The organism is Pseudoalteromonas sp. PA2MD11 (assembly GCF_017808125.1).
In the GTDB taxonomy this organism is placed as follows: domain Bacteria; phylum Pseudomonadota; class Gammaproteobacteria; order Enterobacterales; family Alteromonadaceae; genus Pseudoalteromonas; species Pseudoalteromonas simplex.
This window is the reverse complement of sequence record NZ_JADKNF010000002.1, coordinates 376,226-399,683: the sequence shown is the minus strand read 5'-3', so window position 1 is coordinate 399,683 and position 23,458 is coordinate 376,226. Positions and strand designations below refer to the sequence as shown.

Genomic DNA, 23,458 nt, shown 5'->3' with positions numbered 1-23,458 from the left:
TGTATTTTTGTGTGTTTTTTATGTAATTGCATTTGAAAAAGGCGCAGTTTAGGCACAAACTTAAAATGTCATTATTACCACTATTGTGTTGAAGTCTATGTTACCCACTAAGTATGAAAAAGAGTATGCGAAGATAAATTCAATTTTCTGCACGGCAAGATTTGAACAAGTAGCACTTGATAATGTTCTGCTTGATAGAACCATCAAGAAAATCATTTCAGAAGTTAACTTAGTTAGTTTCCTTAAGGGAAATAATGATGATAGTTTTGATGAGTTAGAGTCATTGTTAATTGACGCATATCAAGCCCCAATTCTGTGCTACGAAATTGATGGTAAATATTTTGCCTTTTCGGGTGTATTTACATATATGAAGTCTCAACGTTTAAGAGTAAGTAATGTTAACGCAACTATCCCTTGCTTGATTGTATCCTCTAGACCAAAACCCGAACAGCGTAAGTTAATTTTTTTGAATGACGTGCTTAGAATAATGCTAAAGCAGTACTTCAATGTGAGTGGTGACTCTATCTCAAAGTTGTTAAATTGCCTTTTTCTTAGTGAGGAGAATATTTTTAAAACTGAACATTGGCAAATGCTTTTTCCTAAAATAAAAACAAAAACTGAGTTTTGTAAATGGCTAAAAATCAGTAATAAAGTTATAAAGTTATGAGTTATTTACGAAGAGAGTTAATTACCCATTTAGTCGATGGATGCAAAAATACAGGCTTTCAGATAGATAAAGAAGATATCAAAAATGACTTTGATGAGTTTTTATTGAAAATTAAAGCACCAGTTGATGATTTAAGGGGGTTATATTGGGTTTTTGATTTCATAAGAATTGTACGTGATACATCAAAAACTGCTTATAAAACGTTGTTACACCAAATTGCACTTAAAAAATATATCTTTGATCTTTTTATCGAGTATGAAATTAAACTTTCAAAAGAAAACAATACTAATTACAGGGAGAAAACATTTAAAAAAGGATGGTGTGCTGCTTATCCGTTATATGTTTTTTTAATTAAATCGCATGATTATAAGCATGAACCTAGGGCACTAGATTTCATTGTTCACTTTATAAAACATTACTATGTTGTTGAGGAAAGCCTGATCAGTAGCGAGCTAGCAACAAAGACATTCACAAGGGAATATGAAGTCTGCTCTAAATTCAGACTTCTGATGTTAAATAGAAATACAGATTTTTACCCTGATCAAATTATTTTAGACTTAGCTGATCCTAGTTCAAAAGTTGTTAGTAAGCTGAAGAGATACATAGAGACTGATGATGAAAATAAAACTAACAAAGGTTATCTTAATTGCTTAATTCATTTCTATAATGATAGTTGGCAACCGGCAAGGTCATATAATCGTTCAGGTAGAACAGGTGATTTAAGATTTAAACGTTACAACAAACCTAAATATGAAAATTTGCTCGCTAATGACAGTATTAAAGTATTGAAGCCAGATAAGGAGTTTTTACCTGATGGGAATGGGGTCTTAGATGATGATTTGTTTGAGCAAATGCCTTATGTATTAATTGATGAGTTTGAAGAAGAGAATAAACTAGAAATTAAAAGTGTAGATAAAGTTTTTAGTAAAGATACGCGAGTAAAAAGAAAGGTTGATGTTACCAACAATGTAGTTCGTAGCCATAACATGGCTAAGCAAGATACGCGTTTGCTTTGTGAGAGAGATTTAGAAGTTTTTTTTACTGCATTAGAAAAATGGGCCAGCCAGAAACAAAATAAAGTACTAGCCGTGATCTGTTGGTGTATGTTTTTATTAAACAAAACATTTGAAGAGGCTTTGGAGCTTAATTTTACTACAGAGCTAGAAAATGCCAATAATGGTCTTTACTTTGATAAAAATAATGTCGCTTGGTGGGTGTTTAATGTTAATCAGCCTTTGAAGTCCTTACTTACGCACCGGGGTTTGTTCACAGTGGAAGAGCTTGCTATTACTAAATGTCCGGATTTTTTAAGTAATTTGATACTTTCTAATGTTAAGGAGGAAAGTAAATCAAATAAAATTTTTGAAGCAATAAATGTTGAGTATTTAAAGGTTCGTTTAGTTAAAAAATTAAAAAAATTATCTGAAAAATCAATGTCATCTCGCATAAGCATAACTTCAATTAGTAATTTTGTTGTTAATTATTTAAATGCCACTAGTGTTATCGATCCTATTATTTTTGATTTTAGTTATGACCTAAATTTATATTCTACAAGAGTATCAAAGAGTTATAGTAATTTAGGTGAGTTTTTTCGCTGTGAAATGCTAAACAAGTTTTGGCAAGAAATTCAAAGTGATTATGAGTGTTATCATAGAAAAAAATTAGGTATAAATTTATATGAGCTGACAAATTATCACCAAGAGGCAAGAACAGTTGGTTCTAAATTAACCCCTAAAGATGAGACAGTTACATGTTTAATTAATGACCTAAGAAAAGAAATTGAACACTATAAAAATCAAACAGAGAAGCATAAGTTAGAGTGGTTAGTCGCTTATCATAATGCTTATGTAGTTTACACAAGCTGGATGTTACTGTTTGGTACCGGCTACAGGGCTGTTTGGAACCCTCTACCAACTTTTTCTCTATTTATCGCCCAATTTAATCTTTTAGGGATCAGTGATAAAGATGATAGTGATTTCACACACTCTAGGTTAGTTTGTATTCCTAATATTCTTAAACTTCAAATTCAAGATTACCAAGAGCATTTAACATCCTTACGAGGCCTTATTAGGGCTTTGAATCCTCATTTAGCATTGAAAATTGACCACTTTATTTCATCAAAAGAATTAAGTCTAAAAATGTCTTATGAAGAGACTGCTTCTTGGTATTTAGACATTAAGAATTCAAGGAGAAATTATGGTCCACTATTTATTTTTGAAAACTTAACAACTGGTTTAAAAGTGAAGCCAATTTCACCAAAAAAACTAATTGAATGTTTACCAAGTGGAATATCTATTCCTTCAAATGCTGGGCGGCATTGGCTTAAAAGTAAGTTACTTGCTGTTGGCGTTACTAGTGAACTCATTGACCTTCAAATGGGGCATTGGCAAGTGGGTCAATTGCCATTAGCTAAATATTCGTCTTTAAGGTACAAGAGCGTATCCGTTGAATTGCTACCTCATCTTGACGAAGCTTTTGAGGAGGTAAAGTGGCAAAAAGTAAAATCTATACTTACTTAGACGATCTTGTTAAGCAAAAACATTTACACCCATGTTACCAAGAAATTGAGCAAGCTTATTTGAAGCATGGCGGTGATTTTGAGGAAAACTATACTGATATTGGCCTTTCTGACCTTTACGGTAAGATATGTGAATTACTCTTTCGTTATTTTAAAAAATGTTCAACCAAATATTGTAAACATCAATTCAAAAAGATTCAAAATAAGCTTAAAACAGACTTAGCAACTAGGCAGTTACAATTAAAAATCATTTCAGGGATTTTTAATTATGGAGAAGCGCATTACGGGATTAAAGCTTTAAATGTATCTTCAATCGTAGAATTAAAAAAAGATAAACCTATTATAGTACCGACAAGTATGACTATGCTTCCTGTAGCTATAGACTTGATTGAAATAATACAAGCAGAGATCAGGAAGCCTAGCCAAGATTTAGGTGTAGATGCAGAGTATGGGCGTTTAGCCCTTTTTATATTATTAACAACAGACATTCGTAACCCGCATGAAATATCTGAAATAATCAACCAACCAGAAAATGTAATCTATGGTGGAGGGCTGACTTTATGGTTAGGGTCCATAAAAAGCAAGTCACGACGCTACCTTTTATGTGATGTTGTTGCATTGTTGATATTTAAACTGCAGTCAAAGGCTAATTTTGAATTATTACCAGTTTATAACAGTACAAAAACAAATAACTATCTTAAGTCATTTCTATATCATCATTCGGATACTGAACTGGGTGCTTCATCTATAACATTTGCAAAAGTAAAAAAATTACGAAAGCTGGCTTACATTACTTATTTAAGTCCGCTTTTGTATTTGATGTATTTTCAAGTAAATTTGGCTGTAACATTATCTGAAACATCTTTCTTGAGACTTTTAACAGGGAGAGCTATTTCAACGAATGAACTATTGGAGCTAGAGCATGATAGTTCACTAACATCAGAAATTGATTTTTTATCAAATGTTAACTCTATTTATACACCTGCAAGTGAAATAAAAACTGAGCTTGAATTAGTTTATAGCGAATTGAAACAAAAAGAAAAACAACTATCTAGAGCAAAACTGATTTTAGATTTTAAGCAAGTTCTTAACAAAAATAAAAATCAAAATGTTTATCAAAACCTTCTAATGCTCTGGTTGTATCATCTATTAAAGAATGGGGGAGTGAATAAGCAAAAATTAAAAGTTAATACGGTTATTGATTATGTCAAGAGTGTCAGCCATCCATTTTTAATAGTGTTTACATCATGCGATTATAAACACCTTAAAAGTAGTGATTGGGAAAATCAGCTAAATGAAGCAGCTAACTATTTCAGCTCAGGGCAAAGAAGAAAGTATTTATATTATTTTGCTGATTTTTTAAAGGGCAGTGGTATAGTTCAGGGGTTAAGTGTTGATAATTTAGATGTTGCTTCAACAAAAGCAAATGTAAGTGCAAATATAATATCAGCCCAACACATTACAGCAACTTTAGAATATTTATATCAGCGATATCTTTCCCAACTTGAAACCTCTTCACCGTTCATAAATTTAGATTATTTGTATGCGTATCTGTTGCTATGCTTTTGCTTCTATAGTGGCTTGAGAAGAAATGAAGCCGCAAAATTGTACATCAGTGATTTAGATTTTTCGCCTATCGCACCAGAAAATGGTGAATTTGACTGGTGCAGATTAAGTGTTAGGCCGAATAAATTTCGTGCGTTAAAGTCAGCCTCCGCAAGGCGAGATATTCCTTTGGATGGGCTGTGGCCTCGCGAACAGTTAAAGATATTAAGAGCTTTTTATCAAGAGCTAAAAAACAATAATCATAAAAGAGCATTGCTGTTTAATTGTCAAAGTACTGTTGATCGTTCTTTCGAGTTAATCACACATTTACTGCAGCATTATTGTCAAGATTACACTATAAAAGTCCATCATTTACGTCATAGTTTTGCTAATTGGACGTGGTGTAGAATGAACAGCAATTTGCTAGATGAAATGAAGCTTAAATTTGAATTTACCAATGATGTTCTTTTTGAATCATCACTAAATGAGCGTTTCCAATACAGACTAAAACTTAAAAGTAACACGCGTTCAAAAATGTTTGTGTTATCTCATCTCATGGGGCATAAGTCTGTTACTACAACGCTATCTAGTTATATGCACTTAAAAGATATTTGGCTTTATATTGAGCTAAATAGTCAATTTTCTGTGAGTAAAAAATTTTTAAATGAGTGCTTTAGAAGAGCCAAGTTAGAGGGTATTGAACAAAACAATAGTTTGGTTGAGCGTATTAAGTTTTACTCAAAAAACGAAGAGTCTTCAATAAGCGCATTACCATGGGATCAATTCTTTAAATACTATATTCATAACTTACCAAATTTTAATGATGTAGATGATGGTTTTAAAACGATGAGAGCTGTATCTTTGATAGACTATGGAAAAATATTAAACGCTTTAGAAATAAATTCACCATTTGAAATAGCGCAAGTGTATGGGGTATCAGTTAAGCACATTATTGGTCTATATGAGAATGCAAAAAAGGTGCATAAAATGTTTCCTGAGTTTGGTAAGAAGCTTCCTGTCATCCCACACTTTCCCAATTTTAATGTTAGTCCAGGCGATCAGGATAAAAAAAAACCTAAAGGTAAAACAAGTTACCGTGCATTTGTACATTTATGTAATAAAGCGGATGAACTCTTCAAAAGTAATAAGTTAACATTAGTTGAAGTTTATCATGCTGTTAAAATTTTAAAGTATGCTGCAGCAGGAAAAAGCTTTGCAATTAGATCACCCGATCTATTTGTGAATGAGCAATTTCTTATTTTGTGCAGTAAGTTGAATTTAAAAGATAGGCACTTTAATTTAAAATTTCACAGAGGAGAGCTTACAGCTTCTGAAGCGACTAAAGCTAAGCAAGTTTGGGAGCAGCTGAAAAATAGAGTTGGCTATAAAGAAGCAAAAATTAAAGATGCTGCTTTATCTGAAAGTCGTTATCTACAAAATAGTGCAGGGCATGGCTACTTTGAAATTGCAGTATTGATAAGCAGAAAATCTAATTTTAAACGCGAACAACGACACCATAGCCTTTTTAGCTTTTTTCATTTGTTATTAATACTCAGCTTTCAAAGCGAATGACATAGAGTAGAGGTTTCAAACCTTAATTTTGAAGCTCGTTACATACAGGGAGTGATTATGATTAAATTTAAATTCATCGACTTTGAAAATATTGTATTGTGAAGAGAAATTTTATTAAGTGCTTAGTGGTTTCCCTACAGGGCAAAATCAAGCTGACTTTTTAATCATTGCTCAACTAGCTAAAGTACTAAGTATAATTTTACGCCAAGAAATCAATAAAGTTCAATTTCAGCGTTTGAATTTCAGTGTCAATCAAGCGATGCTACATTTAAAGTGTTCAAGACAAAGCAGAATGTTGTTCAACTTAAAAAAGCAAAACCTACACCGGAGCAACTACTACTTGATGCATTAAGTTCACCACAGAATTTATCTTTAGCACTACAAGAGAGTTTGGGATTAGCAAGAAGTGGCTTTACACGTGCTAGTAATCATCTTGCTAAATCTAAAAAGATCGTTTAATGCAAAGATAGTAAAAAGAAATGGATGCGAAAAGCTTAATACGAATAGATAAGGTGAATAAATGTGTACCAAGGGGAACTGACTGTATATAGTCGATTTGAGTCAAAAATCAGCAGTTTCGATATGAATCATTTATGCCCCTTTATGAGTTAACGTAAATACTCTAAGGTCGCCTTTGAGCGAAGAGCGGACGTTGACTTGTTCTTATATGTTCGTCCGTTTCAGATAAGAAGCGGACATTCAAAACATCTGTTTGTTGTTTCAAGCCTGTGCTATGTTCAGTTCGTCAACCAATGTTGCTCAAATGAATTCCCAGTTTAGAAAAGCAACCACCGAGGTAAGCAGAAGACGTTTAAGTAACTTCATGCCCGCAACAATTGACATGTTCAGCGTTGTATGAGCAAGAAAATGATAGCATTACTATAGCTTCCAATGTCACAGCCCGCCTTAAAGTTCTTATCGAATTTTGATCTTCCATAGTAAGTCACAGCTTAACTTTTTATTTATTGCAATTTATAAAGTTAGACGAGGTTGTATAAAATCTAAAAAAGCGGAGATGCGAGACGATACTGCACTATTTTTGTAGTATACCGCTTGCACCGACTCTCTGCGGTTAGGACTGACGATGTCGTCGCTAAATAGCTCGACGAGTCTGCCCGTACTAATATCCCTATACACCATAAAGTTTGAAAGTAAGGCTATACCTTGCCCCGCTAGACACAGCTGGCGAATAGTTTCGCCGCTTGACGCACGAAGACTGTACTGCAAGTTAATATCATACTTGAGCGGCCATTTATTTAAACTCGGTGAGTCGCTAAAGCCAATCAGTGTATGTTTATTTAGCGTGCTAATTCCATCCTCGTCTTCAGATATGGGATATTTTTCAAGATACAGTGGGCTTGCCACTATATGTAGCTTACTTTTTCCTAAACGTCTGGCGTGCAAGTTAGAGTCGCTTAAATCACCAATACGTATTGCGATATCGGTTTTATGTTCCAACAGGTCGATAATGCTGTCGTGACTGGTGATATCGAGGGTTATGTCAGGAAATGCTTCTCGAAATTCACCCACTAACGGCGCTAGCTGGTGAAATACAAACGGGCTCGCGGCATCGACCCGAATTTTTCCAGAAGGGGCGCGCTTTAATAGCCGTAATGCTTCTTCACCTTTTTCTAATATGTTTAGCCCGTCTCTGGCATATTGCAGGAAAAGCTCACCTTCTTCTGTTAGTTCCAACCGTCTGGTAGTGCGGTTCAATAGGGTTACATCTAAGCCATCTTCAAGACGGGTAACCGCTCTACTCACTTTTGCAACCTGCTGATTGAGTAGATTGGCAGCACTGGAAAAGCTACCTGTATCCACAACGGTTAGGAAGGCTTCTAAATCTTCAGTTTTTGATGAGACTGGCATCACATACCTTATATTTTCAAATATCGCAAAAGTATTTTGTCATTAGTGCTGTTTTTTGCAAATAAATTTATCGTCAAACTGTACGCACTTTAAAAATGACTCCCCAAAAGACGGTTTAGTTGTCCGCTTGAAGGGAATTGGTGGCGTCGGCAACGACTCCCATTACGTTACTTACTTTTTGAGGATAATTGAAATGCCTATTGCATTATTTGCGTTAACGTTAAGTGCGTTTGCTATTGGCACGACAGAGTTCGTGATAGTGGGGCTTGTACCTATTATCGCTACAGATCTTGGCGTTACATTACCAAGTGCAGGCTTACTTGTAAGCTTGTACGCCGTGGGTGTTGCCGTTGGCGCGCCCGTTCTTACTGCTCTTACGGGAAAATGGAATAGAAAACATGTTCTCCTAAGCTTAATGGCGCTATTTGTGGCAGGTAACATTCTTGCCTGGCAAGCCCCTAGCTACGAGAGCCTAATTCTAGCCCGCATACTGACAGGCCTTGCCCACGGTGTGTTCTTTTCCATAGGGTCAACTATTGCTACAGGGCTAGTGGAAAAGAAAAAGAAGCCAGTGCTATTGCCATTATGTTTACGGGCTTAACCGTAGCCTTGGTTACTGGCGTACCTTTGGGTACCTGGATTGGTCAAAACTTCGGTTGGAGAGCAACCTTCCTTGTGGTTTCCGCGCTTGGCACACTTGCGCTAATAGGCAGTGCGTTGTTGGTGCCGAACAATCTTAAGCAAAGTAAACCGGCCACCTTGAGTGAACAAATGAAGGTGTTGGTTCAGCCTCGTCTGGTATTAGTGTATCTAATGACGATATTGGGCTATGGCGGCACATTTACGGCATTCACCTATCTTGCCCCTATATTGCAGGAAGAGGCGGGGTTTGCGCCCTCAGCTATCAGCTTAATTATGCTGGTTTACGGTGTATCTGTCGCGGTAGGCAATATTTATGGCGGCAAACTTGCCGACAAAAAAGGCCCAATCCGTGCGCTAACAATCATCTTTTCAGCCCTTGCAGTCATCTTGTTTGCGCTGACATTTACCATGGGCAGTAAAGTTGCCGCAGTGATTACTGTATTGGTATGGGGCGCATTTGCTTTTGGTAACGTGCCAGGGCTTCAAGTTTACGTTGTTCAATTAGCAGAGAAGTTTGCCCCCAATGCCGTTGATGTTGCCTCAGGCTTAAACATCGCAGCATTTAATATAGGCATAGCAGTGGGTTCCATCTTAGGTGGCGCAATTGTCGATGGCATGGAGCTATCAGATACTGCATGGATTGGTGCGCTTATTTCTGTCGCAGCCTTGGTTGTTACTCGCTACAGCGGCTATTTAGACAAGCGCGCACTCAGTACTACGAATACGGCGAATAACACAACGAGCGCGTAGGGAGGTCACAATGACGACAAATACCTTTGATAAGCTTGCACAATATACGTTCTCAGTAGGTGTAGAGCTTCCGCTAGATAACGACTGGGCGCATTTCGACGCCACAAAAGGTACGCCATTCGGCGTACCTGATATGGCCGAGCATCACAGCCGTATTCAATTAGCCGACAAACTAGGGTTTAAAGCAGCGTGGGTACGAGATGTACCAATTTACGACCCTAGCTTCGGTGATGCCGCTCAGGTTTTCGAAACATTCACTTACCTGGGCTATTTAGCGGGTATCACAGACAATATTCTATTAGGCACAGCCGCTGTTGTTTTACCTCTTAGGCAGCCATGGCTTGTTAAAAAGGCGGCAGCAACGGTGCAGCAGCTAAGTAACGACCGCCTTATACTCGGTGTAGCCAGTGGAGATAGACCGGTCGAGTATCCGTTGTTCGATGTCGATTTTGACAGTCGCGGCGAGCAATTCAGGCAGTCACTTGAAATTGTAAAGCACGGTGAGAATTCCCTTGAGCCTGGCATGTCACTGTTACCGCGCTCAACCACGCCGCCTTTGTACGTTGCAGGGCTCGCTCAGCAAAGCCCTCAGTGGGTTGGAGAAAATATGGACGGTTGGTTGGCGTATCCGGGTACACCGAACGAGCATGTAAAGCGCGTAGAGATGTGGCGAAATGTCGCGGGCAACAAGCCTTACGTTAGCTTTATTCATCTTAATTTGGTTGAAGACGACGAAGCGCCCATAAAACGCCACCGATTCGGGGTTGAAACTGGTGTAAATGGGCTTATCAAAGAACTCAATGCAATGAAAGAAGCGGGGGTTGACCATATTGGCCTGCACTTCAGACGTAATACGCAACCAGTAGAAGACGCGATGCAGCGCATTGCTGACAACGTATTACCTCACTTTCATAAATAACGGAACCAACAAGGAGGCATCATGCCGAATGTAAATCAGTCACAATCTAAAATTCCTTCGCTAGGTGTAGGCACGTTTCGCTTAAAAGACGATGAAGCCTATAACAGCGTGACAATGGCACTTGAAGTGGGTTTCCGTCACATTGATACGGCGCAAATTTACGGCAATGAAGAAGCGGTAGGTCGCGCTATTAAAGACGCTATTGCAAACAACCTTGTTGCACGTGAAGACCTTTACGTCACCACCAAGGTGTGGAATGACAAACTGAATAAAGCAAGCTTTGTGGATAGCGTAAAAGAGAGTTTGGAAAAGCTTCAACTGTCGTACGTTGACCTGCTACTTATTCATTGGCCGTCACTGGAAAACGGCGAAAGCATGGAAGAGTACCTAGGTGAATTGCTGCGCGTTAAGGAGCTAGGCCTGACAAAAGAAATTGGTATTTCTAACTTTACCGTGGCACAAATTGAAGAAGCGGTGAGTGTCTTAGGCGACGGCGTTATCGCAACGAATCAGGTAGAGGTGCACCCTTATCTTACTAATGAAAAAGTGCGTGCAGCGTGCGAGAAGCATGGCATCACAGTTACAGGGTATATGCCGTTTGCTGTTGGCAAAATCCTAAAAGACGAGACTATCACTGCGATTGCAGATAAATATGCTGTAAGCACTGCTGAGGTAGTTGTAGCCTGGGAGCTGGCCCATGGTTTAGTCACTATTCCATCGTCGACTAAGCGCAAGAATCTGGAAACCAATTTCAAAGCGCTTGAACTTACCTTAGACGCAGATGATATAGCAAAGATTGACGCGCTAGATTGTGGTGACCGTCAAGCTAACCCAGATTTCTCACCTGCGTGGGACTAATTGGAAACATCACCTTGTTAAGGAGCTTTTATGCAAGCTAACGTTTGGCAATTTGAACAAGCTGGTGCAGCACTGGTGCAAAACGTAAGGGAATATTCTGAGCCGGAAGCAGGGCGTATTATCGTGCGCAACTATGCTATTGGCATTAACCCCGTAGACTGGAAGTTTATTGATGATAACCCCCGCGACTGGGAAAAAGGGCATATTCCCGGTGTAGATGGCGCGGGTGTTGTTGTCGCTGTAGGTGAGGGCGTCGATGACGGCCTATTGGGTAGGCGAGTGGCATACCATCATAGCCTAGGTGAAAACGGAAGCTTTGCCGATCATAGTGAGGTGTATGCTAGCCGTGTAATGGTTGTGCCAGAAAGCGTTGATTTTGCATTAGCCGCTGCCTTGCCATGCCCGATGCTTACTGCCTGGCAAGCCTTCAGCAAAGTGCCGGTAAGAAAGGGTGTTGACGTGTTGGTTAGCGGTATGGGCGCCGTTAACAAATTGCTGGCGCAAATGCTTTCTCAGGCTGGTTTTAGTGTACATGTTATCTCAGGAAGCTTTTCGCAAGAGCAAGCCGGTGAGATGGGCGTAAAAGCCATCCATCGCGGTAAACCTGAAGGACAAACATTTTACGCGCTTTTCGACGCGAATGGTCCAGACTATGCCGCGTCACTTGTGCCACTTCTTGAAGCTAATGGTCACGTAGTGAGTATTCTGGGCCGTATTGAGGTGCCTGTTGATGCGCCTTTCACTCGCACTATTTCTTATCATGAGATAGCACTAGGCGCGCTGCATGATTATGGTGATTTGTCACAATGGCAGCGCTTGGTAAAAGACGGTGAAGCGCTGCTTGAACAAGTTGCCGCGCGGGCTTTGATTGTTGATATGCCTAATCTGTTTGAATTTAATGAGTTAAACAACGCACTAAGGTTTTCAAAAGAAGATAAGCGTAAAGCGGTGGTGACGGTGTCATAAGGTCGGAACGATTTCTGAATGACCGTTTTGGTCCGTGTAGCAAAAAGCCTAGCCTTGTTTATCGAAGGTCGCTCTGACGCTCATAGTTGAAAATGGAAAACAAAGTTGTGAAGGTCCGGAATACGTACAGAGCAGTCAGTTGAACTCCAAAGCTCGACCGTCCGCTATTGGCACAAAGCCTCCCGTCGGCTTTAACTCATTTATGTCCATAAGTGAGTTAGATTTACCCTCTATATTGAATCACACTTGCTTCTCAGATGAAGTCTAAACTAATTCTTCCTAAGCTGTGAGATAAGATATTAGTTACTACAGATAAGATTTAATAATGGTAAGGTTAATCTAAACACAGCCCGGCCACGGTTTATATTTGCCGGGCAATTGATTTACTTTTCATTTAAAAGGAGTCTTAGATTCGTTTGTTACTTTCTCCGCTAATAACAACACCTGCTGGGCAGGGCTGTATTCACTTTTTTCAGTGTCTTTGAGAGTAAGCATTTGTGTTACATACCGAAGTAGAGCAGTGTCCATTGTTGCAAGTTTAGCTAGAGGCTCTGCTAGTATAGCAAAGTTAAAATTAGCATCATTTTGGTATTTATCCGCTTTATGTTGACTAAAGATCATTGTGAATATGTTACCAATATCTTGAAACAGTGCTGAAACCAAAATTACTTGGCAATCGAGCTCGCTATATTGAAGACGGCGAGCGTTACTGTATGCCATTTCAGCGACTTCAATACTGTGTTCTAGCAAGCCATGTTGGTACCCATGATGTACGTCAGCTCCAGATGCAATCAGAAACTTATCTAAAATATTTTGACGCGTGAGGATAAAGTCAGAAAAGGGTGTAAGAGTAGGTAGCGTGATACAGCTTAACAATCTCAAAAATCGTCCAATAAGGTTGGCTTTATTATCAGCCATTTTTAACATCATCGCTTGAAATAATTCTAAATTACAATTTGCATCAATTGACTTAATACGGCAAAGAATGATGTTTCCAAATTTATCTTTATCAAGGCTCGCATAAGCAAGTCCATAAATAAAGTTACTGGCTCTTGCAACTTCTATAGAAGTAATAGCATGCACTAAATTCTGGTTTATAATTAATGAATAATGCGCTATCGGCATTGAATCAATAATAGTGATTTTTTGAACCCATACATAATTTGTATCCATTATTTTAAACCTCATTGTTGGTGATTTTAACATTCTGGAGTAAACGGTCGAAAGCACTACCATCTTGGCGAGTGTTATTAGGTACGTATCGGCTATAGACTTCGAATAGCATTTTAGTCGTGCTGTGACCCATCTGCTTTGCAATCCACTCAGGGTTTTCTCCAGAGGCAAGCCATAAAGTGGCGCATGTATGCCTAGTCTGGTAGGGCCTACGTTTTTTTAGGCCTAATTGCTTAAGTGTTGGGTACCACACTCTTTTTGTAATATTGCGATGATCAAGTGGCTTATTTTTTGTGTTACAAAATACGTAAGTATTTTGACCGGTAACTTTATGCTGTTCTTTTAATGCATCTACAACCACTGATGACAATTGGATGTTTCGATAAGATGCGAGTGTTTTAGGTGTTTCTGTATTCCCATCAACTAAAGTTTCATGGATTGTTATTTCGTTTCTGTCAAAATTAACATACTCCCATTTCAAGCCATCTATCTCTGCAGTACGGATTGCTGTAAAAAAGCGAACAGTGTAATAATTATAAAAGTCAGCCCGCACATGCTTTAAAAAGTGTTGCACTTCTTTTAATGAAAAGGGTTCGATTTTAGTTTTCGGTATTTTTAAAGGTTGAATATTAATAAAAGGTGTTTGAAAATCATACCGTAATGAAGCTTCTTTAAGCATTTTTCGCAGTGGAGTCATTACGTGATTGATCCAATCATTACTCAGATTTTTCTTTACTGATAAGTTTCGCTTAGGCTCTAAAATACAGGCACGATATTTAATAATATGCGTACGATTAATTTCATCTAACCTAAATTGACCAAATTCTGGGATTAAATAGCGTTCGAATATCATTACCACATTTTTGTAATGGCTGATCTTCCAATGTATTTTGCTTTCATCTAGCCACTCGTAAGCAAATTGCTCGAATGTCGGCGTATTTACAACGATCAGGTCGCTTTTATTTGCCGTTGTCTCTTTTAACGTCTGTACTTGGTCATCATACTTTTTAAATACAGAGCATCGACTGCTTTTAGGAAATACATCACGATAGACAAATCTATCAAGCATGATTTGAGCCGCAATATTTTCTAGTACTTTTTCAAGTTTTTTTCTGTTTGCTTTAGTATCGAGCAAAAGAGTTTGCTCTCGACATCGAATGCCTTGATAATAGAAATCAAAAAATAGCTTCCCTGAACGATTGCGAATACTAGCCATTACACATACCTCCTCGTGTTAAAGGGATCACAATTTTTTGCTCCTGAGGGCTGCTAGCTTTATACATTTCTTTTAAAACATTCTCTAAAAGGTAAAAAACTTTACGTGAGCCAAAAGGCTGGATGTAATGTTGCCCCTCAAAAAAAACATTGTCTTTGAGCTTCCGATTGATATAGTCTGGTTTAAACTTAATATGTTCAGAAAGCTCTTTGGCTGTTAATAAAGTATACTGAGCATTTTGCATGTTGTATCCTCACAGGAAACCTATAAAGCAATTAAAGCACTTGGGTGGTTTCCTGTAAAGATACTTTTTATAATTTATGGTTATATGCTAATGGTTATTTATCACATAAAGGAATTAATAGACGCTAAGTCAGCTAAAGAGGGTAGAAAAATCTCAATGGCAGAAGTGGCTGAGGCGGCAGGCCTACAAAAAGCTGCTATCTCTAAAATGGCTAAAAATAATAACTATTCGACAACGACTCGCACATTGGATGCATTATGCACATATTTTGATTGTAAAATTGAGGATTTAATTACATATCAACACCAATCACTTTGATTTAAGTCTAGGGTAGCAGGCATATTTAATGGTGGTTATTGCCCTAAGAATTTTGACTATTTCATATAGATTTTATTACAACTAAATTGATGTCTAATAGCTTTCATGTCTGTTTTTCGCGCAAATATCTATTGAAATGCCAGAGAATAATCGAAACTTTAATTAATACATTTTATGGCTATTTCAATTACTTCTCCTTTTATTTAACTTTTAATTGTTAACAATGTGTTTATTTTGTTTCTTGTTTGTACTAGTCTGTATTGGTCACAGTGTGTGACCAAAATGACAACATTAATTTAAAGAGGCAAAAATGAACAAAACAACATTGTTTATCGGCTGTTTACTCACTACTACCAACTTGTTTGCAAATGATTGGGACTCAATTCCTTTACCGGTTACTCCTGGTGCAGGTAAAGTTTGGCAGCTACAGGAAGAATACTCCGATTCATTTAATTACACAGGTAAACCTGCTGCGTTCACCAGTAAATGGAATGATACTTATTTTAATAGTTGGACAGGTCCTGGCCTGACTTACTGGCAACAAGATGAGTCATGGGTTTCAGACGGCAACCTTATAATTAGTGCTTCGCGTCGTGCCGGCACAGATAAAGTTAATGCAGGGGTGATCACCTCGAAGACAAAAGTTAGCTTTCCAATCTTTTTAGAGGCAAACATTAAGGTAAGTAATCTGGAGTTATCCTCAAATTTTTGGCTTCTTAGTGACAATGACGAACGAGAAATAGATGTGCTTGAGGTATACGGTGGGGCACGTGATGACTGGTTTGCTAAAAATATGTCGACGAATTTTCATGTATTTATTCGTGATCCACAAACAAATCAAATAATCAGTGATTACAATGATCAAACGCATAATACGCCTAGTTGGGGAGCGTATTGGCGTGAAGGTTTTCATCGTTTTGGCGTGTATTGGAAAAGCCCAACAGAAGTCACATTTTACATTGATGGCCAGCAAACGCCTGATGGTTCGTGGGCGCAGGTGGTGATGAAAGATAAAGACTATACCGGTGCGACGTTAAACAAGAACACACATAATATGGATCAATCTGCTTATATCATTATTGATACAGAAGATCACGATTGGCGTTCAGAGGCAGGAAATATTGCTACAGATGCCGATTTGGCGGACGGTAGTAAAAATAAAATGTATGTCGATTGGGTGAGAGTTTATAAACCTGTTAATGTGTCCAATACAAACAGTGTTAGTAATGGTGCACAGATCAAAGCTAAGCATAGTCAAAAGTGTATTGATATAACAGCTGGCGCAATGAGTAATGGCTCTTATTATCAGCAGTGGGGTTGTGGCTCTGATAATGCGAACCAACAATTTAACCTTGTTGAGTTAAGTAATAATGAATATGCAATTAGCTCGCAGTTAAGTGGCTTGTGCATGCAGATTGAAAACGCCAGTACAAGTAATGGCGCTAAGTTGGAGCAGTGGGTTTGTGATCATGCAAAAACCAGTCAACGCTTTACTCTCAATAGCACAGGTGATGGCTACTTCGAGCTCAAATCAAGTTTAAGTAATAAATGTGTTGATATCGCAGGTAAACTGCAAACAAATGGTGCTGATATTGTACAGTGGCAGTGTTATAACGGCGACAATCAACGTTTTCAATTTATTGAATAAAACAATTAGTAAAATTTTTTACATTAATTTAAATTGTTAACAATTAATTGTTATTTATTTTGTGTTGTGTAATTATTCAACATAGTACCTAACCGCTTTTTTACAAAAGCGGTTCTTTAATAATAAAAGAATAGGCTTGCTATGAAACACATACATAAAACCATTTATATTCCAATAGCTCTGTTGTTAGGCAATGGGCTTATCGGCTGTACTAATAATCAACCAGAACAAAGCACACAGCTTAGTAATACTACAAAAAAAGAACACATGCTGTGGGATTTTGAAAAAGCTGACTACCAGCCTTTTTTAAAAAGCCACAATGCCACTACAAGTCTAATTGAACAGCAAGGCAACCATAAATTAAAGGTTACATTTGCTGCAAAAACGCATCACGAAAGTGATATTGAATTTGTCAATGACCAAACTTGGAATTGGCAAGCTTTAGGTAATTTCGCTTTTGCTTTAGATATTGAAAACCCTGATAAAGTGTCTACACAGTTATATATAAAAACAATTGATAAAACTGGCAAAGCGCAAAGCCGCAGTGTAGTGGTACCCAGCGAATCAACTAATACTTATTATATTGAATTAAAAGGCGCTGATTTAAATATAGAGTCGGGTATACGCTCTAACCCTCCGAGTTGGCAAAGCAGCTACACACCGGTATTGTATCGAGGTGGTGCAAAAAATATTGATGTTAGCCGAGTAACAAAAGTAAGCTTTGGCACAAAGGGCTTATTAGAAGACAAACACTTACTCATTGATAATGTAAGGCTAATAAAACCGACAAACTTTGATACTGAGTACCTAACAGGCTTAGTGGATAAGTTTGGCCAAAACGCCAAGCGTGATTTTGCCAATAAAGTATCTTCAACTGAGCAGTTAATTGCAGTTTCAAAACAAGAGCAAGCCAACCTTAGCAAAGTCCCTTTAGCTGGTCGCTCTAAGTTTGGTGGATGGCAGCAGGGGCCAAAACTTCAGGCTACAGGCTACTTTAGGACCGAAAAGTACAATGGAAAATGGAGTCTGGTTGACCCACAAGGCTATTTATTTTTTTCAACCGGTATCGCCAATGTACGCTTAGCCAATACCACCACCATAACAGGTTACGATTTTGATCAAAAATACATAGTGCAAAGAGAGCCCGGCGATTTAACACCTGAAGATTCGATTGGTTTAAATCCTGCGCCGAAATCGGCATGGCCATCACGTTATATTAGCTCAGAATTAAGAGCAAATATGTTTAATTGGCTACCCGCTGTTGATGATCCGCTCGCAGATAATTATGGATATCGCCGTGAGGTTCACAGTGGTGCGTTAAAAAAAGGCGAAACATTCAGTTTTTATAGAGCTAATTTACAACGCAAATATGAAACTCAAAACGAACAAGTATTGATGCAAAAATGGCGAGATACCACCATCGACCGTATGCTAACATGGGGTTTTACCTCGTTCGGTAACTGGATTGATGAGGATTTTTACCAAGAAGATCGCATGCCCTATTTTGCGAATGCTTGGATCATTGGCAACTTTAAAACCGTTAGCAGTGGCAACGATTACTGGAGCCCACTACCAGACCCCTTTGATCCCGCCTTTATTAAACGTGCTGATGTGACGTTAGCAACGTTAGCCGCACAAGTTAAAAATAACCCATGGTGTGTTGGTGTATTTATAGATAACGAAAAGAGCTGGGGCATGATGGGCTCAATTAATTCACAATATGGTTTAGTGATCAACACATTAACAGTCAATGCAAAACAAAGCCCGACAAAAGCTGAATTTGTGTCACTGATGAAAGAAAAGTACAAAGACATTTCAGCATTAAATGTAAACTGGCAAACTAATATTTCATCTTGGCAGGAATTTGCTTCAGGGGTGGTTATCCAAGATATCAACGAGGCAGTACAAGCTGATTTTTCAGTGATGTTATACCGCTACGCAAAACAATACTTTGCCGTTGTTGAGAAAGCTACAGCTAAGCACTTGCCTAATCATCTATACATGGGCGCGCGATTTGCTGATTGGGGCATGACGCCTGAGATCCGTCAAGCTGCAAGCGAGCACGCAGATGTAATGAGTTATAATTATTACCGTGAAGGCTTAAATGATGATTTTTGGGATTTTTTAGCCGCACTTGATAAGCCCAGTATTATTGGAGAGTTTCATAATGGGGCGTTAGATTCAGGGCTATTAAACCCAGGCCTTATTCATACTCAGTCACAACATGAGCGTGGCATTAAATATCAACAATACATGAAGAGTGTTATCGATAACCCGTACTTTGTTGGCGCACATTGGTTTCAATATATAGATTCGCCGCTAACTGGGCGCGCTTATGATGGCGAAAACTATAATGTTGGCTTTGTTAATGTCGCAGACATTCCGTATCAGCCGCTTGTCAACGCCGCGAAAGAAGTTAATCAGCAACTGTATCAACGCAGGTTTAGTCATGAAGATAACTAAATGCTTTGCCTTTAGCTTATTTTTAGTGATTACCTTATCTGTATATGCACAGCAACACGAGGTTAAGCCGCTCATAAAGCAAGGCCCCTATGAGATATACAATAAAAAAGCGTTACAGCTTTTAGATTTAGATGCAACGATTGAGACACTGGCATCAGGCTTTGATTGGTTAGAAGGACCAGTGTGGGTGAATGATGGCCAGTACTTATTGTTTTCAGATATTCCCACGCACCGTGTGTATCGGTATCAAGAAGGCGAAGGAGTGCAGCTATATTTAGCACACAGTGGTTATTCAAATGGTTTATTGCTGAATCAACAGAACGAGCTGGTGTTGTTGCAATCGCGCTCACGTCAAGTAGTTAAAATGGCCGCGCCATTAACGTCAGCTAAGGCCAACTATCAACAACTTGTTAGCAAATATAAAGGCCAGCGGTTAAATAGCCCTAATGACGGCGTATTTAATCGCCAAGGCCAGTTGTTTTTTACCGACCCTCCTTATGGTTTAGCCAAGCAATTGGACGATCCCGCTAAAGAGCTAAACTTTCAAGGTGTTTATAGCCTAACAGCGGCAGGGCAGTTACAGCTGTTAGACAAGACACTGATTTACCCAAATGGTATTGCGTTATCAAAGGATGAAAGCACCTTGTATGTGGCCGCATCCAATCCGCAAAAGCCTGCATGGTATCAATACAAATTGCATAAAGACGGGACGGTAATAAATAAAACGTTACTGTATCAATTGCCTGCTGTTACATCGGATAGCCATGGCTTGCCAGATGGCTTAAAAATACATGCAGATAGCGGGATTATTTTTGCAACCGGGCCTAACGGGCTCTGGCTATTTGATGAACAAGGCACGTTATTGGCACGGGTAAGGATGCCTCACATCAGTGCCAATTTAGCCTTTAATGCTCAGCAAAATCGGGTGTATATCACTGCACATCAACACTTGCTGGCGCTCTCATTAAAGAATTAAGCTAGTAATGTTCACCATTACAACTCATCGAGCATGTCAAATCAGTTGATTAACTTGCTCGCGCTTTACTTCAAAGCAAATTTCCGCGTTAAGTTATTTTCATTTTATTAACTATATATCCTTTACAATAAATTTGCATTGTTGTAGATTGTTAACAATAGACAGTATCATGTAAACTAATTTGGTGGCTAGATGAGAAATTCATTACTAAAAATAAAAAGCGTAAAGGTGGAGTATTATCAAATTCCTCTGGCTGAGGTGTTAAGTGATGCTAAACATGGAGATCATACCCATTTTGAAGTGATTGCTGTGCGCATCATGACAAACGACGGCTATGAAGGCATGGGTTATACCTACACCGGTGGCAAAGGTGGCCGTGCTATTTATTCATTATTAAATGATGAAATTAAACCAGGCTTAATTGGCGCCGACTCATCAGCAATCATGTCAATTTGGGATAAATTACAGTGGGATCTGCATTATGTTGGTCGCGGTGGTTTATTAAGCTTTGCTATTTCTGCCGTTGATATTGCGCTGTGGGATATCAAATGTAAGCGGTTATCAGCACCGCTGTGGCAAGTCGCTGGTGGTCATAGCGATAAAACAGCCTGCTACGCTGGCGGAATCGACCTTAATTTTGATGAGAAAAAGCTGCTGGCGAATATTCAAGGCTACCTAGAGCGTGGCTTTAACGCCGTTAAAATTAAAGTTGGTAAAGAGAATTATAAAGAAGATGTTGCTCGCGTTGAAGCCGTTAGGCAGTTGATTGGTGATGATAGAATATTAATGGTCGATGCTAATTATTCAATGAACGTAGAGCATGCAATTCGTTTTGCCAAAGCAATTGAAAAATTTGATATTACGTGGTTTGAAGAACCAACCATCCCTGATGATTACAAAGGTTTTGCTCGTATAGCACAGGCGACTTCTATTCCTTTAGCGATGGGCGAAAACTTGCACACTTTGCATGAATTTGGCTATGCAATTGATCAAGCCAAACTAGGTTTTTTACAACCTGATGCTTCTAACATTGGCGGTATCACTGGCTGGCTGCATGTAGCAAGTCAAGCCTATACCCACAACTTACCTATTTGTAGCCATGGTATGCATGAATTACATGTATCGCTTCTGGCTTCACAACCTCACGCGGGATTTTTAGAGGTTCACTCGTTCCCGATTGATGAATACACAACGCGACCGTTACAACTTGATGATAACGGTAAAGCCTGCGCCCCAGATATTATCGGTACTGGCGTAGAGTTTGACGCGCAATTAGTTAAACCACATTTAGTAAAACAATCATAAGGTATCACTATGCAAGCAGCAGAATATATTGGTAATAAATCGTTTCGTATCGTTGCAGGTCAAGCGATAAAGCCACAAGCAGATGAAGTTCGTTTAGATGTTGGTTTTGTTGGTATTTGTGGTACTGATATGCACATTTACCACGGCGTAATGGATCAACGTGTAAACCCACCACACACTATAGGACATGAGATTTCAGGTGTTGTTGCTGAGCTTGGCAGTGAGGTTACTAACCTACAAGTAGGTGATCGTGTTGTTGTACGTCCACTTGATTATTGTGGTGACTGCCCAGCCTGTAATGCAGGCCATAGCCACGTGTGTCATAACCTTAAATTTATGGGGATTGATTCAGTTGGCGCATTCCAAAATTCATGGACAGTAAAAGCGCGTACTATTCATAAACTACCTGACAATGTAACACTTGAGCAAGGCGCACTAATTGAGCCTTTATCTGTTGCCTGTCATGATATTTCGCGTTCACGCTTAAAAGCAGGCGAAAAAGCAGTGGTGATCGGTGGCGGCCCAATTGGTCAACTAGTAGCCTTGGTTGCTAAAAGCGTGGGTGCCGACGTGCTGATCTCTGAAGTAAATAACGAGCGTCGTAAGTTTTCTGCGCGTTTTGATATTGAAACCATCAACCCACTAGAGCAAGATTTACAAGAATATGTGTCTAAATGGAGCGATGGAAAAGGCGCTGATGTTGTGTTTGAAGTATCTGGTGTGCAGCCTGCGGTTGAAGCTATGACCCAAATTGCAGCAGTACGTGGCCGCATTTGTATGGTTGCTATCCACTCACAAAAACCGCCAGTTGATTTGTTCCAATTTTTCTGGCGTGAACTTGAACTAGTCGGCGCACGTGTTTATGAAGATGCGGATTTTGAAATGGCGATTGATTTAGTTGCTAGCGGCAAAATTGATTTAGAACCATTTATTACTTCTGTGAGTGAACTTGCTGATATTAGCTCTGCATTTGCCAGTATGGATAACAATCCAATGGGTATGAAAGCACTTGTCTCTTGCCAAACTAAGTAATGGAAAAAAATTATGTTAGATAAATTTAGCCTAAAAGGTAAAACAGCGTTAGTCACAGGGTGTAGTCGTGGTATTGGTAAAGCAATGGCACTGGCATTAGCAGAAGCGGGCGCCGATATCATCGGCGTATCAGCAAGTCTAGCAAAGTCTGGCTCAGATGTTGAAACCCAAGTCTTGGAGCGCGGTCAGCTATTTCATGCTTATCAATGTGACTTTTCATCACGAGAAAGCTTGTATACTTTTATTGAGCAAGTGAAAAGTGATCACCCTAAAATAGATATTTTAGTGAATAACGCGGGCTCAATCTTGCGCGATCCAGCAGTTGAACACAGCGATGAATATTGGGATAAAATCATTGAGATTAACTTAAACTCACAATTTATCTTAAGTCGCGAACTAGGAAAAGAAATGGTCTCGCGTGGCCAAGGTAAAATTATCTTTACTGCGTCATTGTTAACCTTTCAGGGCGGGATCACCGTACCTGGCTATGCGGCAAGTAAAGGGGCAATAGGTCAATTAACTAAAGCACTTGCCAATGAGTGGGCGAGTAAAGGTGTTAATGTAAACGCTATTGCACCGGGTTACATTGCAACAGATAATACCGAAGCCCTCAGAAATGACCCTGAGCGTGCAAAATCGATTTTAGAGCGTATTCCGCAAGGTCGTTGGGGAACACCAGACGACTTTAAAGGGCCAACTGTATTTTTAGCATCAGACGCCTCAAACTACATGAACGGCAGTGTATTGCTAGTTGATGGCGGCTGGATGGGACGATAA

Annotated in this window: 17 protein-coding genes and 1 pseudogene; 14 read left to right on the top strand and 4 right to left on the bottom strand. The window is 39.0% G+C overall.

What is annotated here, in order from left to right; genetic code table 11:
* The first annotated feature begins 97 nt into the window (after positions 1 to 97).
* Genes ISP07_RS04470 through ISP07_RS04460 form a run of 3 tightly spaced genes read left to right on the top strand, consistent with a single transcriptional unit; the run spans position 98 to position 6,302 of the window.
* Positions 98 to 667 carry a hypothetical protein gene (locus tag ISP07_RS04470; RefSeq protein ID WP_209326941.1) on the top strand — a complete coding sequence of 190 codons (570 nt, stop codon included), beginning with the start codon at positions 98 to 100 and terminating at the stop codon, positions 665 to 667.
* Positions 664 to 3,186 carry a hypothetical protein gene (locus tag ISP07_RS04465; RefSeq protein WP_209326940.1) on the top strand — a complete coding sequence of 841 codons (2,523 nt, stop codon included), beginning with the start codon at positions 664 to 666 and terminating at the stop codon, positions 3,184 to 3,186. The genes ISP07_RS04470 and ISP07_RS04465 overlap by 4 nt, the downstream gene beginning before the upstream one ends.
* The gene (locus ISP07_RS04460; protein ID WP_209326939.1) at positions 3,156 to 6,302 is read left to right on the top strand and encodes a hypothetical protein; all 3,147 of its coding nucleotides are present in this window, start codon (positions 3,156 to 3,158) and stop codon (positions 6,300 to 6,302) included. The genes ISP07_RS04465 and ISP07_RS04460 overlap by 31 nt, the downstream gene beginning before the upstream one ends.
* A 972-nt stretch (positions 6,303 to 7,274) precedes the next feature.
* Here the strand turns inward: ISP07_RS04460 and ISP07_RS04455 are convergent.
* Positions 7,275 to 8,171, bottom strand: a complete 897-nt coding sequence (locus ISP07_RS04455) for a LysR family transcriptional regulator (RefSeq protein ID WP_209326938.1) — start codon at positions 8,169 to 8,171, stop codon at positions 7,275 to 7,277.
* Between the two features lie 193 nt (positions 8,172 to 8,364).
* Here ISP07_RS04455 and ISP07_RS04450 point away from each other — a divergent pair.
* The 4 genes and pseudogenes from ISP07_RS04450 (at position 8,365) to ISP07_RS04435 (ending at position 12,306) form a co-directional block, all read left to right on the top strand.
* Positions 8,365 to 9,563, top strand: a pseudogene (locus ISP07_RS04450) (MFS transporter).
* Positions 9,564 to 9,573: 10 nt separating this feature from the next.
* Entirely contained in the window at positions 9,574 to 10,482 is a 909-nt protein-coding gene (locus ISP07_RS04445; RefSeq protein WP_209326937.1) for a TIGR03571 family LLM class oxidoreductase, read from the top strand.
* A 21-nt stretch (positions 10,483 to 10,503) separates the two neighbouring features.
* Entirely contained in the window at positions 10,504 to 11,340 is an 837-nt protein-coding gene (dkgB, locus tag ISP07_RS04440) for a 2,5-didehydrogluconate reductase DkgB (RefSeq protein ID WP_209326936.1), read from the top strand.
* 30 nt (positions 11,341 to 11,370) lie between these two features.
* A complete protein-coding gene (locus tag ISP07_RS04435; RefSeq protein ID WP_209326935.1) occupies positions 11,371 to 12,306 on the top strand; it encodes an alcohol dehydrogenase catalytic domain-containing protein in 936 nt (311 codons plus the stop codon).
* Between the two features lie 390 nt (positions 12,307 to 12,696).
* Here ISP07_RS04435 and ISP07_RS04430 read toward each other — a convergent pair whose 3' ends face one another.
* From ISP07_RS04430 to ISP07_RS04420, 3 genes are read right to left on the bottom strand one after another with little or no spacing between them, the layout of a single operon-like run.
* Positions 12,697 to 13,479, bottom strand: coding sequence for an HD domain-containing protein (locus tag ISP07_RS04430; protein ID WP_209326934.1), 783 nt, complete (start codon positions 13,477 to 13,479; stop codon positions 12,697 to 12,699).
* 4 nt (positions 13,480 to 13,483) lie between these two features.
* Entirely contained in the window at positions 13,484 to 14,695 is a 1,212-nt protein-coding gene (locus tag ISP07_RS04425) for an Arm DNA-binding domain-containing protein (RefSeq protein ID WP_209326933.1), read from the bottom strand.
* A complete protein-coding gene (locus ISP07_RS04420) occupies positions 14,688 to 14,939 on the bottom strand; it encodes a hypothetical protein (RefSeq protein ID WP_209326932.1) in 252 nt (83 codons plus the stop codon). Before ISP07_RS04420 ends, ISP07_RS04425 begins: the two co-directional genes overlap by 8 nt.
* Before the next feature lie 90 nt (positions 14,940 to 15,029).
* On the opposite strand from ISP07_RS04420, the gene ISP07_RS04415 reads away from it, so the two are divergent.
* The 7 genes from ISP07_RS04415 (at position 15,030) to ISP07_RS04385 (ending at position 23,458) form a co-directional block, all read left to right on the top strand.
* Positions 15,030 to 15,257 carry a helix-turn-helix domain-containing protein gene (locus ISP07_RS04415; RefSeq protein WP_209326931.1) on the top strand — a complete coding sequence of 76 codons (228 nt, stop codon included), beginning with the start codon at positions 15,030 to 15,032 and terminating at the stop codon, positions 15,255 to 15,257.
* 310 nt (positions 15,258 to 15,567) lie between these two features.
* Positions 15,568 to 16,905 (top strand): RICIN domain-containing protein, encoded by a 1,338-nt coding sequence (locus ISP07_RS04410; RefSeq protein WP_209326930.1) that lies wholly within the window; start codon positions 15,568 to 15,570, stop codon positions 16,903 to 16,905.
* Between the two features lie 141 nt (positions 16,906 to 17,046).
* Complete coding sequence (locus ISP07_RS04405; protein ID WP_209326929.1) at positions 17,047 to 19,368, top strand: agarase; 2,322 nt, start codon at positions 17,047 to 17,049, stop codon at positions 19,366 to 19,368.
* Positions 19,355 to 20,344: an SMP-30/gluconolactonase/LRE family protein gene (locus ISP07_RS04400; RefSeq protein ID WP_209326928.1), complete on the top strand. Its 990-nt coding sequence runs from the start codon at positions 19,355 to 19,357 to the stop codon at positions 20,342 to 20,344. Before ISP07_RS04405 ends, ISP07_RS04400 begins: the two co-directional genes overlap by 14 nt.
* Before the next feature lie 192 nt (positions 20,345 to 20,536).
* A complete protein-coding gene (locus ISP07_RS04395; RefSeq protein ID WP_209326927.1) occupies positions 20,537 to 21,649 on the top strand; it encodes a mandelate racemase/muconate lactonizing enzyme family protein in 1,113 nt (370 codons plus the stop codon).
* A 9-nt stretch (positions 21,650 to 21,658) separates the two neighbouring features.
* The gene (locus ISP07_RS04390) at positions 21,659 to 22,681 is read left to right on the top strand and encodes a zinc-dependent alcohol dehydrogenase (protein WP_209326926.1); all 1,023 of its coding nucleotides are present in this window, start codon (positions 21,659 to 21,661) and stop codon (positions 22,679 to 22,681) included.
* A gap of 12 nt (positions 22,682 to 22,693) precedes the next feature.
* A complete protein-coding gene (locus ISP07_RS04385; RefSeq protein WP_064385154.1) occupies positions 22,694 to 23,458 on the top strand; it encodes an SDR family oxidoreductase in 765 nt (254 codons plus the stop codon).

Excerpts from the sequence above, each read along its gene's own strand:
- ISP07_RS04470 (WP_209326941.1), top strand. The coding sequence starts at position 98 with ATGTTACCCACTAAGTATGAAAAAGAGTATGCGAAGATAAATTCAATT.
- ISP07_RS04465 (WP_209326940.1), top strand. The coding sequence starts at position 664 with ATGAGTTATTTACGAAGAGAGTTAATTACCCATTTAGTCGATGGATGC.
- ISP07_RS04455 (WP_209326938.1), bottom strand. The coding sequence starts at position 8,171 with ATGCCAGTCTCATCAAAAACTGAAGATTTAGAAGCCTTCCTAACCGTT.
- ISP07_RS04445 (WP_209326937.1), top strand. The coding sequence starts at position 9,574 with ATGACGACAAATACCTTTGATAAGCTTGCACAATATACGTTCTCAGTA.
- dkgB (WP_209326936.1), top strand. The coding sequence starts at position 10,504 with ATGCCGAATGTAAATCAGTCACAATCTAAAATTCCTTCGCTAGGTGTA.
- ISP07_RS04435 (WP_209326935.1), top strand. The coding sequence starts at position 11,371 with ATGCAAGCTAACGTTTGGCAATTTGAACAAGCTGGTGCAGCACTGGTG.
- ISP07_RS04430 (WP_209326934.1), bottom strand. The coding sequence starts at position 13,479 with ATGGATACAAATTATGTATGGGTTCAAAAAATCACTATTATTGATTCA.
- ISP07_RS04425 (WP_209326933.1), bottom strand. The coding sequence starts at position 14,695 with ATGGCTAGTATTCGCAATCGTTCAGGGAAGCTATTTTTTGATTTCTAT.
- ISP07_RS04420 (WP_209326932.1), bottom strand. The coding sequence starts at position 14,939 with ATGCAAAATGCTCAGTATACTTTATTAACAGCCAAAGAGCTTTCTGAA.
- ISP07_RS04415 (WP_209326931.1), top strand. The coding sequence starts at position 15,030 with ATGGTTATTTATCACATAAAGGAATTAATAGACGCTAAGTCAGCTAAA.
- ISP07_RS04410 (WP_209326930.1), top strand. The coding sequence starts at position 15,568 with ATGAACAAAACAACATTGTTTATCGGCTGTTTACTCACTACTACCAAC.
- ISP07_RS04405 (WP_209326929.1), top strand. The coding sequence starts at position 17,047 with ATGAAACACATACATAAAACCATTTATATTCCAATAGCTCTGTTGTTA.
- ISP07_RS04400 (WP_209326928.1), top strand. The coding sequence starts at position 19,355 with ATGAAGATAACTAAATGCTTTGCCTTTAGCTTATTTTTAGTGATTACC.
- ISP07_RS04395 (WP_209326927.1), top strand. The coding sequence starts at position 20,537 with ATGAGAAATTCATTACTAAAAATAAAAAGCGTAAAGGTGGAGTATTAT.
- ISP07_RS04390 (WP_209326926.1), top strand. The coding sequence starts at position 21,659 with ATGCAAGCAGCAGAATATATTGGTAATAAATCGTTTCGTATCGTTGCA.
- ISP07_RS04385 (WP_064385154.1), top strand. The coding sequence starts at position 22,694 with ATGTTAGATAAATTTAGCCTAAAAGGTAAAACAGCGTTAGTCACAGGG.